At 60.7% G+C, this 15,029-nt stretch carries 12 protein-coding genes; 9 read left to right on the plus strand and 3 right to left on the minus strand.

Annotation, left to right across the window (positions count from 1 at the left end; genetic code table 11):
• Window positions 1–73: 73 nt before the first annotated feature.
• The 7 genes from cpdA to PspR84_RS02775 all read left to right on the plus strand — a co-directional run bounded on the left by cpdA (window position 74) and on the right by PspR84_RS02775 (window position 8,404).
• Window positions 74–889 carry a 3',5'-cyclic-AMP phosphodiesterase gene (cpdA, locus tag PspR84_RS02745; protein ID WP_160055300.1) on the plus strand — a complete coding sequence of 272 codons (816 nt, stop codon included), beginning with the start codon at window positions 74–76 and terminating at the stop codon, window positions 887–889.
• Between the two features lie 287 nt (window positions 890–1,176).
• Window positions 1,177–1,785, plus strand: a complete 609-nt coding sequence (locus PspR84_RS02750) for a YqiA/YcfP family alpha/beta fold hydrolase (protein WP_077570573.1) — start codon at window positions 1,177–1,179, stop codon at window positions 1,783–1,785.
• A gap of 41 nt (window positions 1,786–1,826) precedes the next feature.
• Window positions 1,827–3,734, plus strand: a complete 1,908-nt coding sequence (parE, locus tag PspR84_RS02755; protein WP_160055303.1) for a DNA topoisomerase IV subunit B — start codon at window positions 1,827–1,829, stop codon at window positions 3,732–3,734.
• Window positions 3,734–4,723, plus strand: coding sequence for an esterase-like activity of phytase family protein (locus tag PspR84_RS02760; RefSeq protein WP_160055306.1), 990 nt, complete (start codon window positions 3,734–3,736; stop codon window positions 4,721–4,723). The genes parE and PspR84_RS02760 overlap by 1 nt, the downstream gene beginning before the upstream one ends.
• Entirely contained in the window at window positions 4,720–5,244 is a 525-nt protein-coding gene (locus tag PspR84_RS02765; protein ID WP_160055309.1) for a TIGR02281 family clan AA aspartic protease, read from the plus strand. Before PspR84_RS02760 ends, PspR84_RS02765 begins: the two co-directional genes overlap by 4 nt.
• Before the next feature lie 7 nt (window positions 5,245–5,251).
• Window positions 5,252–7,516 carry a DNA topoisomerase IV subunit A gene (gene parC, locus PspR84_RS02770; RefSeq protein WP_160055312.1) on the plus strand — a complete coding sequence of 755 codons (2,265 nt, stop codon included), beginning with the start codon at window positions 5,252–5,254 and terminating at the stop codon, window positions 7,514–7,516.
• A 177-nt stretch (window positions 7,517–7,693) separates the two neighbouring features.
• Window positions 7,694–8,404: an ABC-type transport auxiliary lipoprotein family protein gene (locus PspR84_RS02775; protein WP_007915780.1), complete on the plus strand. Its 711-nt coding sequence runs from the start codon at window positions 7,694–7,696 to the stop codon at window positions 8,402–8,404.
• Window positions 8,405–8,761: 357 nt separating this feature from the next.
• On the opposite strand, the gene PspR84_RS02780 is transcribed toward PspR84_RS02775, so the two are convergent.
• On the minus strand, window positions 8,762–10,267 hold the full coding sequence (locus tag PspR84_RS02780) for an AhpA/YtjB family protein (protein WP_160055315.1): 1,506 nt from the start codon (window positions 10,265–10,267) through the stop codon (window positions 8,762–8,764).
• A 134-nt stretch (window positions 10,268–10,401) separates the two neighbouring features.
• On the opposite strand from PspR84_RS02780, the gene serB reads away from it, so the two are divergent.
• A complete protein-coding gene (serB, locus tag PspR84_RS02785; RefSeq protein ID WP_008079219.1) occupies window positions 10,402–11,616 on the plus strand; it encodes a phosphoserine phosphatase SerB in 1,215 nt (404 codons plus the stop codon).
• A 90-nt stretch (window positions 11,617–11,706) separates the two neighbouring features.
• On the opposite strand, the gene PspR84_RS02790 is transcribed toward serB, so the two are convergent.
• The gene (locus PspR84_RS02790; RefSeq protein WP_160055318.1) at window positions 11,707–13,461 is read right to left on the minus strand and encodes a molecular chaperone; all 1,755 of its coding nucleotides are present in this window, start codon (window positions 13,459–13,461) and stop codon (window positions 11,707–11,709) included.
• Window positions 13,462–13,681: 220 nt separating this feature from the next.
• Here PspR84_RS02790 and PspR84_RS02795 point away from each other — a divergent pair, with 220 nt between their 5' ends.
• A complete protein-coding gene (locus PspR84_RS02795; protein WP_016985694.1) occupies window positions 13,682–14,083 on the plus strand; it encodes a hypothetical protein in 402 nt (133 codons plus the stop codon).
• Window positions 14,084–14,150: 67 nt separating this feature from the next.
• Here the strand turns inward: PspR84_RS02795 and asd are convergent, their stop codons facing one another.
• Complete coding sequence (gene asd / locus PspR84_RS02800; protein ID WP_077570589.1) at window positions 14,151–15,011, minus strand: archaetidylserine decarboxylase; 861 nt, start codon at window positions 15,009–15,011, stop codon at window positions 14,151–14,153.
• Window positions 15,012–15,029 lie beyond the last annotated feature (18 nt).

Consider the following 15,029-nt stretch of genomic DNA (forward strand, 5'->3'; position numbering starts at 1 on the left):
TTCCTCTTTCTGTCATCCCCCAGCATAATTGCGGCACTTGATCGATTCCGTGCTTTTGCCTTGGGAGAGCGCCTTGCCGAGCGTATCCATGTTGACCTCCGCCGATCCGGCGTTGCTGGTGCAGTTGTCCGACAGCCATTTGTTTGCTGAAGCGGACGGCACGCTGTTGGGCATGAACACCCGCGAGAGCCTGCAAAAAGTCATTGAGTTGGTGCTGGCGCAGCAGCCGCAGATCGATCTGATCTTGGCCACCGGGGATATTTCCCAGGACGGCACGCTGGAGTCGTATCAGCAATTTCGCGAGATGAGCGCGCAGATCGCTGCACCGGCGCGGTGGATTCCCGGTAATCACGACGAACCGATGATCATGGCCCAGGCCGCCGTGCAGAGCACCTTTCTGGAGCCAGTAGTCGATATCGGCAACTGGCGCGTGACTCTTTTAGATTCGGCTGTACCCGGTTCGGTGCCGGGGTACTTGCAGGACGATCAACTGCAACTGCTGGCGCGTTCGCTGAGCGAAGCGCCGGAGCGGCATCATCTGGTGTGCTTCCACCATCACCCGGTGTCGATCGGTTGTGCGTGGATGGAGCCGATCGGTTTGCGCAATCCTGACGCGTTTTTCGAGGTGATGGATCGGTTTCCACAGGTTCGTGCGGTGCTGTGGGGGCATGTGCATCAGGAGATTGACCGTGAGCGCAATGGCGTGCGGTTGATGGCTTCGCCTTCGACGTGCATTCAGTTTGAGCCGGGGAGTGTGGACTTTAAGGTGGGTGAGCAGGCGCCGGGGTATCGCTGGTTGCGGTTGTTGCCGGATGGGCGGTTGGAGACTGGCGTGGAGCGCGTCACCGGTTTCGCCTTCACTGTCGATTACGGCTCCAACGGCTATTGAGCGGCAAATCAAAACCCTCACCCCAGCCCTCTCCCGGAGGGAGAGGGCTGGGGTGAGGTGTATTGCGTCATGCGCCGACCTGAAATACTGAGTTGATTATGGATTCGCCCAATCACTTTCAGGTCGGTGTATCTCTTTAATATCCCCCAATCAGTCCCCTCTCCCTTTGGGAGAGGGCTAGGGTGAGGGCCGCCCTTGCTGAATGACCAATTTCTTGAAACCACCCCCAATCCAATCTTCTCTCCCTGTAAACTCCGCAAACCCAAACCGACACCCAGGGAGCTCAAATGTCCGGTTCGATCCTCTATATCCACGGTTTCAACAGCGCCCCAGCCTCGAAAAAGGCCTGTCAGCTGGTAACGGTGATGGAGCAACTGGGTTTGAGCGACAAACTGCGTGTTCCGGCCCTGCATCACCATCCGCGCGAAGCCATCGGTCAGTTGGAGCAAGCAATCGCCGAGCTGGGCAGCCCGCTGCTGGTGGGAAGCTCCCTCGGCGGCTACTATGCGACTCACCTGGCCGAGCGCCATGGCCTGAAAGCCCTGCTGGTCAACCCGGCGGTCAGCCCGCACCGAATGTTCGACGGCTATCTGGGCACGCAGAAAAACCTGTATACGGATGAAACCTGGGAATTGACCCACGACCACGTCACGGCCCTGGCCGAACTGGAAGTGCCGGCGCCTCAGGATGCCCAGCGCTATCAGGTCTGGTTGCAGACCGGCGATGAAACACTGGATTATCGCCTCGCCCAGCAGTATTACCGCGCCTGCGCCTTGCGTATTCAGGCCGGCGGCGACCACAGTTTCCAAGGCTTTGCCGGGCAATTGCCGGCGTTGCTGAGTTTTGCCGGCATTGGCGCCGATGTGTATCAGGCAATCGATTTCACCGCACTGTGAAGTCTTGCCCCTATTTCATGAATGACTGACGACGAGACCCTATGGCCACTCCCAGCGCTAGCTCTTATAACGCCGACGCCATCGAAGTCCTCTCGGGCCTCGACCCGGTGCGCAAACGCCCCGGCATGTACACCGACACCAGTCGGCCGAACCACCTCGCCCAGGAAGTCATCGACAACAGTGTCGACGAAGCTCTGGCGGGGCATGCCAAGTCGGTGCAGGTCATCCTGCACGCCGACCATTCGCTGGAAGTCAGCGACGACGGTCGCGGCATGCCGGTCGACATTCACCCGGAAGAGGGTGTTTCGGGCGTCGAGCTGATCCTCACCAAGCTCCATGCGGGCGGTAAGTTCTCGAACAAGAACTACCAGTTCTCCGGCGGTCTGCACGGCGTGGGTATTTCCGTGGTCAACGCCTTGTCGACCGAAGTCCGTGTGCGCGTCAAGCGTGACGGCAACGAATACCAGATGACGTTCAACGACGGTTTCAAAGCCTCGGAACTGGAAATCGTCGGCACCGTCGGCAAGCGCAACACCGGCACCAGCGTGTACTTCGCGCCGGATCCGAAGTATTTCGATTCACCGAAATTCTCCATCAGCCGTCTCAAGCACGTGCTCAAGGCCAAGGCGGTGTTGTGCCCGGGTCTGCTGGTCAGCTTCGAAGACAAAGGCACCGGCGAGAAAGTCGAGTGGCATTACGAAGACGGCCTGCGCTCCTATCTGGTCGATGCCGTCAGCGAATTCGAACGCCTGCCGGACGAGCCCTTCTGCGGCGCGTTCGCCGGTAACAAAGAAGCGGTCGACTGGGCGTTGCTGTGGCTGCCGGAAGGTGGCGACGCGGTGCAGGAAAGCTACGTCAACCTGATCCCGACGGCGCAGGGCGGTACCCACGTCAACGGTTTGCGTCAGGGCCTGCTCGATGCGATGCGCGAGTTCTGCGAATTCCGCAGCCTGCTGCCGCGCGGCGTGAAGCTGGCGCCGGAAGACGTCTGGGAGCGCATCGCGTTCGTCCTGTCGATGAAAATGCAGGAGCCGCAATTCTCTGGCCAGACCAAAGAGCGTCTGTCATCGCGTGAAGCGGCAGCGTTCGTCTCCGGTGTGGTCAAGGACGCCTTCAGCCTGTGGCTCAACGCCAACCCGGAAACCGGTCTGGCGCTGGCCGAACTGGCGATCAACAACGCCGGTCGCCGCCTGAAAGCGAGCAAGAAAGTCGAGCGTAAACGTGTGACTCAGGGCCCGGCGCTGCCGGGCAAACTGGCCGACTGCGCCGGGCAAGACCCGATGCGTTCCGAACTGTTCCTGGTCGAAGGTGATTCCGCCGGCGGTTCCGCCAAGCAAGCGCGGGACAAGGAATTCCAGGCGATCCTGCCGTTGCGCGGCAAGATCCTCAACACCTGGGAAGTCGACGGCAGCGAAGTGCTGGCCAGCCAGGAAGTGCACAACATCGCCGTGGCTATCGGTGTCGACCCGGGCGCGGCGGACATGAGTCAACTGCGTTACGGCAAGATCTGCATCCTCGCCGACGCCGACTCCGACGGACTGCACATCGCAACCCTGTTGTGCGCGCTGTTCGTCCAGCATTTCCGCCCGCTGGTGGATGCCGGTCACGTCTACGTGGCCATGCCGCCGCTGTACCGCATCGACCTGGGCAAAGAGATCTACTACGCCCTCGACGAAGCCGAGCGTGACGGCATTCTCGATCGTCTGGTCGCCGAGAAGAAGCGTGGCAAACCCCAGGTCACCCGATTCAAAGGTCTGGGTGAAATGAACCCGCCGCAGCTGCGTGAAACCACCATGGACCCGAACACTCGGCGTCTGGTGCAACTGACGCTGGGCGAAGATTTTGCGCAAACCTCGGAAATGATGGACATGCTGCTGGCGAAGAAACGCGCCGGTGACCGCAAAACCTGGCTGGAATCCAAAGGTAACCTCGCCGAGGTGCTGGCCTGATGCGGTTTGGCTGGGCCTTGGCGGGTGTCTTGCTGCTGAGTGCAATGAATGTGTCGGCCGAGCCGTTGCAGGAGTTGCGCGTGCTCTCCGGGCACCCGGTCGACGGCATGCGCGGCGGTAACCTGTCGGGGCTGGCCATGTGTGGCGGCGAGTTGTGGACGGTGTCGGACCGCGATGACGATCAGATCTATCGGCTCAATACCGCCGATCAGGTCTGGCAGGCCGAAGCCTTGCACATCGACGTACCCCTGGTGCCCGAGACCGGTTTGCCGTGGGGGTTGCGTTCGCGCAATTGGGCCGCGTCGTTCGTGCGCGGTGGCGATCTGGATTTCGAGGGCATCAGCTGCGACAGCGCCGGTAATCGCTACATTGTCAGCGAGGGTCATGCGGCGGTCTTGCAGGTGCCTGTCAGCGGCGCGGTCAACTGGCTGAAGATCTCGCCGATGATGGTTCGCGAAGCGCGGGCCAGCGGCATGCTCCTGCATTTCAATGCGATCTTCGAAGGCCTGGCGATCAGCCCGGCGGGTGATCAGATGTGGCTGGCCGCCGAGCGGCAAAGCCGTGGTTTGCTGCTGATCAAGCGCCAGCAGACGGTGTGGGATTGCGACGGTCGTTGCGTGCTGCTCAGCGAGGGCGGCAAGGAAATGCAGCCGCCGCAGTTCCCCAAGGCCAGAGCGGTCGACCGAGACTTTTCCGACCTTTCGTTGTTTAACGGCAAATTGTTTACCCTTGAGCGCAACGCCTTCCAGATTTGTCGGCGCGATGCGCAGACCGCCAAGGTCGAGCGTTGCTGGTCGTACGCCGCTGAACTGTTGCAGGCCAACCGCCGTTACTCGCAGAACTTCGGGTTGGAAGAGGCGCTGATCGTTGACGCTGATGGTGCATGGGTCGGCGTCGACAATAATTTCGGCCCGCGCGCGGACGGTGAGGTTCGGCCGATCGTCTGGCGCTTCGCCGCACCTGACGGTGGCTGGAGTGCCAAACCATGAGCCAGCAACCGCCGGGCAAGCGCGCCGGTCGGGTGCTGATGATTCTGGCGTGGTGCGCGGCACTGTTTCTGGCCACGCGGTTTTTCGGCCAGTGGGAGCAGCGCCAGCAAAATCCGAACGTGGTGGTCACGTCGGAGCAGGGCCAAGGTTTTATCGAGGTGAAACTGGCCGGCAACGCCCAAGGGCATTTTGTCGCCAGCGGTCAGATCAACGGTGAGCCGGTGGAGTTCATGCTCGACACCGGCGCGACCGATGTGGCGATCCCGGCGGATCTGGCCAAACGTTTGAAGCTGGAAGAAGGTTTCGGAGTGACCCTGAGCACGGCTAACGGCCTGAGCCAGGGCTATCGGACCAAAATCAACCGCCTGCAACTGGGTGACATTGTGCTGCGGGATGTCCGTGCACTGGTGGCGCCGGGGCTGCATGGCGATCAGGTGCAGCTCGGCATGAGCGCCCTGAACAAACTTGAATTTACTCAGCGCGGTGGCACCATGCTGCTGCGCCAGACAACGAACCGATGAGGCCTGCATGAGCAACCCCCTTGATCTCAGCCTGGACGGTGTAGAACGCCGCTCGCTGGCCGACTTCACCGAAAGTGCCTACCTCAACTACTCCATGTACGTGATCATGGACCGTGCCCTGCCGCATATCGGCGACGGCCTGAAACCGGTACAGCGTCGCATTATTTATGCGATGAGCGAGTTGGGCCTGGACGCCGATTCCAAGCACAAGAAATCGGCGCGTACCGTCGGTGACGTGCTCGGTAAATTCCACCCGCACGGCGACTCGGCGTGCTACGAAGCGATGGTGCTGATGGCCCAGCCGTTCAGCTATCGCTACACGCTGGTCGACGGCCAGGGTAACTGGGGGGCGCCGGACGATCCGAAGTCCTTCGCCGCCATGCGTTACACCGAAGCGCGGTTGTCGCGTTATTCCGAAGTGCTGCTCAGCGAACTGGGCCAGGGCACTGCGGACTGGGGCCCGAACTTCGACGGCACCTTGCAGGAGCCGCTGGTGCTGCCGGCGCGCCTGCCGAACATTCTGCTCAATGGCACCACGGGTATTGCCGTGGGCATGGCCACCGACGTGCCGCCGCACAACCTGCGCGAAGTTGCCACCGCTTGCGTGCGTTTGCTCGATGAGCCGAAAGCCACGGTCGAGCAGCTCTGCGAACACATTCAGGGTCCGGACTATCCGACCGAAGCGGAAATCATCACGCCGCGCGCCGACCTGCTGAAAATGTACGAAACCGGCAAGGGCTCGGTGCGCATGCGCGCCGTGTACCATGTCGAGGACGGCGACATCATCGTCACCGCGCTGCCGCATCAGGTCTCCGGGGCCAAGGTATTGGAGCAGATCGCTGCGCTGATGCAGGCGAAACCGTCGAAAGCGCCGCAGATCGCTGACCTGCGTGACGAATCCGACCACGAGAACCCGTGCCGCATCGTGATCATTCCGGTCAACAGCCGCGTTGATCACGAAGCGCTGATGCAGCACCTGTTCGCCAGCACCGAGCTGGAGTCGACCTACCGGGTCAACGTCAACATCATCGGTCTGGACGGCAAACCTCAGCTGAAAAACCTGCGCACGCTGCTGGTCGAATGGCTGGAGTTCCGCGTGCAGACCGTGCGTCGCCGCCTGCAATTCCGCCTCGACAAGGTCGAGCGTCGTCTGCACCTGTTGGACGGTTTGTTGATTGCTTACCTCAACCTCGATGAAGTGATCCACATCATCCGTACTGAGGAACATCCGAAAGCCAAGCTGATCGAGCGTTTCGCCCTCAGCGAGATTCAGGCCGACTATATCCTCGATACCCGTCTGCGTCAGTTGGCGCGGCTGGAAGAGATGAAGCTGCGCGACGAGCAGGACGAACTGCTCAAGGAACAAGCCAAGCTGCAAGCCCTGCTGGGCAGCGAAGCCAAGTTGAAGAAGCTGGTGCGCACCGAGCTGATCAAGGACGCCGAAACCTATGGCGACGACCGCCGTTCGCCAATCGTCGAGCGCACCGAAGCCAAAGCGTTGACCGAACACGATCTGCTGCCGAACGAGAAAGTCACCGTCGTCCTCTCGGAAAAAGGCTGGATCCGTTCGGCCAAAGGTCACGACATCGACGCCACTGGCCTGTCGTACAAGGCCGGCGACGGCTTCAAAACCTCGGCGGCGGGACGTTCCAACCAGTCTGCCGTGGTGATTGACTCCACCGGCCGCAGCTATTCGGTTGCTGCGCATACGCTGCCGTCGGCGCGAGGCCAGGGCGAGCCGTTGACCGGTCGTCTAACGCCGCCGCCGGGCGCAACCTTCGAATGCGTGCTGATGCCGGAAGACGACGCGTTGTATGTGATCGCCTCGGACGCCGGTTACGGCTTCGTGGTGAAAGGCGAAGACCTGCAAGCCAAGAACAAGGCTGGTAAAGCCCTGTTGAGCCTGCCGAACAACGCCAAAGTGATCGCGCCGCGACCAGTGGCTGACCGCGAGCACAACTGGCTGGCCTCGGTGACGACCGAAGGTCGCCTGCTGATCTTCAAAATCAGCGATCTGCCACAATTAGGGAAGGGCAAAGGCAACAAGATCATCGGTATTTCCGGTGAACGTGTGGCCAGTCGCGAAGAATATGTCACGGACATCGCCGTCATTCCGGAAGGCGCCACCTTGGTGCTGCAGGCCGGAAAACGGACCCTCTCGCTGAAGGCCGACGACCTCGAACACTACAAAGGTGAGCGTGGACGTCGTGGCAATAAGCTTCCAAGGGGCTTCCAGAGAGTGGATGCGCTGCTCGTCGAAAACCTCAATTAAGCGCGCTAGACGCGTCGATCCACGATTTAACGCGTAGATCGACGCTTTGGCGCTGGAGTCGGAACGCATATTCACGGATGATATGGCCTTTCCAAGCGCCGGCGTGGCCGAGCGTTCTTCATATTTATTGAGTATTTTCACTGTGGTCAGCCTTGTGGCGGCCACCTGGACGGGATGATGACTGCTCTGCGCCCCCTTATTTTCCTGCTCGCCGGCGTTTTGGGCCTGGCGGGTTGCAGCGTTCACCAGCCGGTGTCGCTGTATCAACTGGACAGCGGAAGTCCGGTTCAGCCTGCGCAAAGCGCGGGCATGGCGGTTTTATTGGGTCCGGTAGTCGTAGCCGATTACCTGCAACGTGAGACCTTGCTGCAACGTCAACCGGACGGCAGTCTGCAAGCGGCGACCGACGGTCGTTGGGCGGGTAGCCTTTCGTCGGATATCGATCAGTTGTTGATGCGCCAGGTCGCGGGCCATCTGGACAGCCAGCGTGTGGTGCTGGCACCGGCCACAACCGGATTTACTCCGGATGTGCAGGTGCTGCTAACCATTACGCGTCTGGACTCCGGTCAGAAACAACCGGCGATCCTCGATGCGCAATGGCGTCTGATCGACCGCCGTGGTCAAGTGCGCGATAACCGCATCGTGCATCTGCAAGAGCTGCATGCCGGCAGTACCGCTTCGCAGGTTCAGGCCCAGGGCATTTTGCTGCAGCGTCTGGCCGAGCAATTGTCGGTAGCGCTCAAGCCATTGGCCAACCAGCCTCCGGTGGCTGAGGCGCCGCGTAAGTCGGCACCGAAACCGGCAGCACCGGCGGCGGAAGCCGAGAAGCAGCCGAAGATACCGATGGCTTCGCCAATTCGTACGGATATGGAAGTGTTCCGCTTCTAAGCCTGAACCGAGTCAGAACAGAGCCCGCCTTGTGCGGGCTTTGTTGTGTCTGGGGTTCTGCGTGAAAGATCAAAAGCCCCTCATCGGAACGCCGCCCGCCTAACCCTCTCCCGGAGGGAGAGGGGACCGACCGAGGTGTCTGGCGTCATACATCGACCTGAAAGAGCTTGGCGATTATGGACAGCAGGACGTGCAGGTCCGTGTATTTCGGCAATATCCCCCGATCAGTCCCCTCTCCCTCTGGGAGAGGGGTAGGCGGGCGGCGTTCCGATGAGGGGCTTTTCAGTCAGCCACAAAAAAGCCCGCAGACAATCACTCGTCGGCGGGCTTCTGTGTTTCAGGCCTAAGGTCTAAGGCTTACGCCCGACGCTCATGCATCCGCGCCAGCTGCCGCTCGAGCATCGACGGATAAGGCTCCATCAACCGCTCCACACAGCAAGCACCCTCAGGGCTGGCGATCGGACGGATCCGTGCACGCTGACGGATCAGCGCATCGTCACTGATCTTGCGCTCAACCAGCAGCAGGTTGCGGCTGTGCTGCGACAAGGCCAGGGCATCCTGCGCCGAGTCGGTCAGCAACAGATCAATCTGGCTCAGACCAAACAGCTCATCACCCAAGGTCAGACCCAATTGCAATTGCAGGGTGATGCCGCTATCCGCGACTTCAATCTGCAACTGATGACCCAGCGCCCGCAGCAGTTCGCCGCAGCAGATCGCATTGGTCAGGTAGTCATCGCCGCTGTCTTCGGTGTGGAACAGCATCAGCGTGCTGCCGTCGTTCAGGGTTTCAATTTCGCCCTGATACAACGAAGCGGCCTGATCGAGGCAATCGCGATAGCGCTCCTGCAACTCTTCCAGGCGTGCCCGTGGCAAGCGCCGCAGTTGTTCCTGCGAGCCCAGTTGCACGGCCAGCACGGCGGTGTGCTGCGGCACGCTTGGCGACGGCTGGCGGACGACGGGTTGCGGCGCGCCATTGAGCGATTCGTCGCGCAGGTCGGCGAACGCGTCATCGTCATCATCGTCTTCGACGGTGCTGACCAGATGTCGCGGGGCAGGTTTCTGCGCGGCCATCGGACGGGTTTCGTCGAAACTCGGATCACGCAAGTTGCGCACCTCGAATTCCGGCTCGTCTCCTTCGTCCTCGAATTCCGGCTCCGGTTCAGGTGCAGGCTCCGGCGCGTAGTTGGCGTGCAGCTGACGCGCCAGATCGCCGATTTCATCCTGACGATCGATGCCCGGCGTGTGTTCGTCGATGCGGCGCAACCAGACGCGCAATTGCAGCAGCGGCGTCGACAGATAGCGGCCCATGCGCAGGCTCAGGGCCAGCGACAGCGCCAACAGAATCCCGCTGAGAATACCCATGCTTTGCAGGCTGATGGTCATCGGCTGCTGGAACTGATCCATGTCCAGGCTGATGCGCAGTTGCCCGGCGGTCACGTCCTGGAAGGTGATCTTGCTCTCGTACATGCCTTCGGCTTCGCCCAGCAGGCTGTGCTTGGGGCGCTGACCGGACTCGGCGAGGATACGGTTATCCACGCTGTAGATCGCCGCGTGGGCCACCAGTTTGTTCTTGGTCAGGTTGTTGAGCAGCACGTTAAGGCTGAGGATGTCGTTGGACACCAACAGCTCGGTGGCAGAGGTCGCGGTCTGCGTGGTCAGGCTTTCGCCCAGCGCATCGGCCTGCTGGTGCATGGCCTGCTTGAATTGCAAACCCATCACGCCGGCATAGATCACCAGGGCCAGAGCGACCAGGATCACGTTATGGCTGGCAATGCGCAATGCAATCGGTACACGGCGGTGGCGCAGTGCACGGAAGATCAGCAGGAAGAAGTTATCGGTTTTAACTGGCGTGGGCCGGTTCACTGAGCTCGGCTCTTTTGTCCGTGAAGTTGACGCGCAGTATAGCGACAGGCCCTAGACCGGCAAAGCGCTCGCGGTGCCCGATGGTCACTGAAAGTGGGTAGAATGCGGTTTTTTTCCAGTTGCGGGGGTGCGCGTTGCGCGAAATCGTCCTGATTAACATCACGGGAGTCGACCGTCCGGGTCTGACGGCAGCCATTACCGGTGTTCTGGCACAGGGTGGTGTGAACATTCTCGACATCGGTCAGGCGGTGATCCACGACACCCTGTCGTTCGGCATCCTGGTTGAAATCCCCGATTCGGAACAGGGTAAATCCGTGCTCAAGGACATCCTGTTCAAGGGCTACGAGCTCGACCAGCAGGTGCGTTTCACCCCGGTGTCCGAAGAGGATTACCAGCAGTGGGTGGGCAATCAGGGCAAGAAGCGTCACATCGTTACCCTGTTGACTCGCAAAGTGACCGCCGGCCAATTGCAGGCGGTCAGCTCGATCACCGCCAAATACGGTTTGAACATCGACCATATCGACCGTCTGTCGGGTCGCATGCCGCTTGACACGCCAGCCGACAAGGGCAAGGGCTGTATCGAGTTTTCCGTGCGTGGCGAAGCGGCTGATCCGCAGGCCTTGCGCGCCGAATTCCTCAGCGTCGCCCAAGAGCTGAATGTCGACATCGCCTTTCAGGAAGACTCGCTGTTCCGCCGCAACCGTCGCCTGGCGGTGTTCGACATGGACTCGACCCTGATCGAGGCCGAGGTCATCGACGAACTGGCCAAGGCTGCCGGTGTGGGCGAACAGGTATCTGAAATCACCGAACGCGCCATGGCCGGTGAGCTGGATTTCCGCGCCAGCTTCAAAGAGCGTCTGGCCTTGCTTAAAGGTCTGGATGTCAGCGTGCTGGACTCGATCGGCGCTTCGCTGCGTCTGACCGAAGGTGCTGAAACCTTGTTCGCCGAACTCAAGCGTCTGGGCTACAAGACCGCGATCCTGTCCGGTGGCTTCACCTACTTCGCCAAGCAGTTGCAGGCCAAGCTCGGAATTGACTATGTGTTTGCCAACGAACTGGAAGTGGTCGACGGCAAGTGCACCGGCGTGGCGATCGAGCCGATTGTCGATGCGCAGCGCAAGGCTGATCTGTTGAAAGAGCTGGCACACAAGGAAGGTTTGCGTCTTGAGCAGACCATCGCGGTCGGCGACGGCGCGAACGACCTGCCGATGCTGGCGATTGCCGGGTTGGGCGTGGCGTTCCGCGCCAAACCACTGGTCAAGCAGTCGGCGAAGCAGGCGATCTCTACGTTGGGTCTGGATGGCGTGCTGTATCTGCTGGGTTTCCGTGATCGTGACGGACAGTTGTAATTAAAAATCAAAAGATCGCAGCCTGCGGCAGCTCCTACAGGGGGATATGCATTTCTCTGTAGGAGCTGCCGCAGGCTGCGATCTTTTGCTTTAAAGCGATTTCCACAGCGAATCAAAATCCTCCTCGCTCCCGCCATTCTGCGTGGCCTCCAGTGAGCGATAGGCAAACTGATTGAAACTGTGCGTACTCGCCACCCGGCGATCCAGCCCGGCGCGGTGCTCCTCGCCCTGGGTGTTGATCAGCACCTTGCTGCCTTCCTGAAACGGCAGGCGCGGCGCCAGCAAGGTTGCCGGCACATCGATCGCACTGATCTCCGGTAACAATAGTCCGCGCAAATACTGACTGTGATCGTCCCGCGAGCGCACCAGTTGCAAACCGCAGGGCTGGGCGTGCGGTGCCACCAGTTCAATGCCCATCTGCGTGCCACCACCTCGCACCTGGCGGATCCAGCGGATCACCGCAATGCTCCAGCCCAGACCGACACTGTCCTGAATCCCGAGCATTTCTCCGGCCTGTAACTCGGCGGGCACTTCATTTGGCCACGCCAGACAGTAACCGCCGGGGCTGTGATTGATCACCGGCAGGGCGTGGGTCGGGTAATGCGGTGTGCTGTCGGTGGCGCTTTCATCCTCGAGCAAATGGTCGTACTGAATTTCCTCGTAGGGCAAAAACTCATCAGCCTTGCTCTGCGGTGCTGCATCGAATGCCTGACTCCAACTGTCCTTTTCACCTTCAGCGACGGCACGGCTGAAATTCGCCGAGCGCGCACCGGGATGCTTGAGCAGTTCGCTGAAACTGCGCTCGCCGCCGAGGTAGAAGTGCAGGGCGCTCATGCCGACGCACACGGTCAGATCGCCTTGGCCGACCGTGCGTTGAAAACTGCGTTCTGCAGCCTGACCCCAGGCGGCATGCAGGTGCTGCAGGGTATCGAAGCTCAGCCCGGCCGGGACGGGCAGCGGCGTCGAAGTGTCCTGATGCAGCAAATGCGCTTCGATGGCATTCACCAACGGCTGTGGATCGAAACCAAGCAATCCACGCTGTTGCTCGCTGCGAAACATGTTGCGGTAGCGCGGCCCGGCATCGAGCTCTGCGCTGATTGCCAACAGGCCAGCGTCCGGGTTTGCGGGATGCAGTTTGAGCAGTGCACTCCACGGTTCCAGCACTTCGGCCAGGCGGGCGATCTGGTTCTGGCGCAATTGATTGCAGCGGGCGCTGCCCAGCAATATTGCGGCGATGTAAGTCTGTTCCAGGCTCAGCTCTGTCGTCAGGCTGGCCAGATCGTCGTGCACGCGGCGGTGTTGCAGTTGTAATTCAGCGGCGCTGCGATACAGCTGATGCAGTTCGAACCACAGATGTTCCGGCGGCGAGCTGTATAACTGCGTGGCGCGCAGCAACTGGCCTTTGAGCGCATGGGCTGCCCGTTGCAGGGCCATGCTGACCAATGCTGCGCGATCCTTGCTGTACTTCGGGGCAATGCGCAGCACGATCTGTTTGTAGCCGACGGCCAGATGGCTTTGCAGTGCCTGACAGAGATTGCTGATCTTGCGCGAACGCTCGTCGAGCATGATCGCCTGATGCAGGAAATGCCGCTCCAGATGCTGGCAGACGAAATACACCTCGGGTCGCAACAGCTCCAGCAGGTTGAGGCGGTTGTCGCTGGGCGTGAGCAACAGATTGAGTTCGCCCAAGGCTTGATAAAGCAGGCGGGCGGTTTCGCCGATGTTGGCTTTTGGCAGGTCGGCAATCCAGCGCTTGAGGTCGCGTGGAGTCGCTTCGCAAAACGACAGGCGCGTTTGCGACGGGGTTGGCGCGCTCAGGAAGGCTTGGGGGCGAGACTCACTCATGCCGTAAATGGCTCCGGCGGCGAAATGGGCAATGCCCAAAACTCTAGCAGCTGTGGCTTGTTTCGCCGGATGGCGTCAGGGTTTTTGACCGCTGGTCTGCTGGCCGGATGCCATTTCACAAGCCCTACTAGTCTCTCAGGCGTGCGATCGGAAACGCACGGTTGCACGGCCTGCCGTCAACCTCGGGCAGGTCTCCCGAAACTTCAAGGAGATGAGGTTCATGTCTAAATATGCAGTGGCAAATCAATGGGGTGGCAGTTCGGCGCCGTGGCATCCGGGTGGAACCTGGGTGTTGGGTGGGCGGGACAACCAGAATGTCGTCGCTATCGACATCAAGTCGCACGATGACGGCAAAACGTTCACCGGCACCATGACCTATGCCGGGGAAGGTCCCATTGGCTTCAAAGCGCAACGCACCGGTCAGAACCAGTACAACGTCGAGAATCAGTGGGGTGGCAATGATGCCCCATGGCATCCGGGCGGCAAGTGGGTAATTGGCGGCCGGGACAATCAGAACGTTATCGCGTTGAGCGTCACGTCCAGTGACGGTGGGAAAAACCTCAGTGGCACCAATACCTATGTCAATGAAGGCCCGATCGGCTTCCGTGGGCAGATAGAGTAACGGCACCACCGAGTCGTATCCGCCCTTTCGCAGACGTGCGAACGGGCGGATCAGTGGCTCACAGCATTCAGGCGTTTGGCAGCGCCAGGCCTTGGCCCATCTGCACTGGCGAACCGGCGACCAGTTCTTCAGCCCATTTGACCTGATCCGGCCCGAACAGCACGATCGCGGTCGAACCCAGTTTGAAGCGGCCCAGTTCGGCACCTTTTTCCAGATGGATCGGGGCACGGGCGGCTTCGTCGTAGCGGAAGGTTTTCAGTTCACGCTTCGGCGGCGTGACCAGACCGGCCCATACGGTTTCGATCGAAGCGACGATCATCGCGCCGACCAGCACTACAGCCATCGGGCCGCGCTCGGTGTCGAAGATGCACGCCACGCGCTCGTTGCGAGCGAACAGTTCCGGTACGTTTTCAGCGGTGGTCTGATTCACCGAGAAGATCCGGCCCGGGATGTAGACCATTTCGCGCAGGGTGCCGGCCAGCGGCATGTGCACGCGGTGGTAGTCTTTCGGCGACAGGTAGATGGTGGCGAAGTCGCCGCCCATGAACGGCGCTGCGTTGGCCGCATCTCCGCCGAGCAGTTCCAGCACGCTGAAGCTGTGGCCCTTGGCCTGGAACACGCGACCGTGCTCGATCGGGCCGAGCTGGCTGACCGCACCGTCGGCCGGGCTGAGGATCGCACCCGGAGTTTCGTCCAGTGGACGCGCGCCGTCTTTCAGGGCGCGGGTGAAGAAGGCGTTGAAGTGCTCGTAAGCGGTCAGGTCTTCGACCAGCGCTTGCGACATGTCCACCTGATAACGCTTGGCGAACCATTGGGTAAAGGCATTCTTGAACCAGCGCACGCGGCACTCGGCAATGCAGCCAGCCAGGCGGGACAGCAGGTGATGAGGCAGCAGGTACTGGCTGAGGATAAACAGACGCTCTTTCATTGGTTGTCCTTAAAAAAC

Origin of the sequence: Pseudomonas sp. R84, from assembly GCF_009834515.1 — a bacterium.
Lineage (GTDB): Bacteria > Pseudomonadota > Gammaproteobacteria > Pseudomonadales > Pseudomonadaceae > Aquipseudomonas.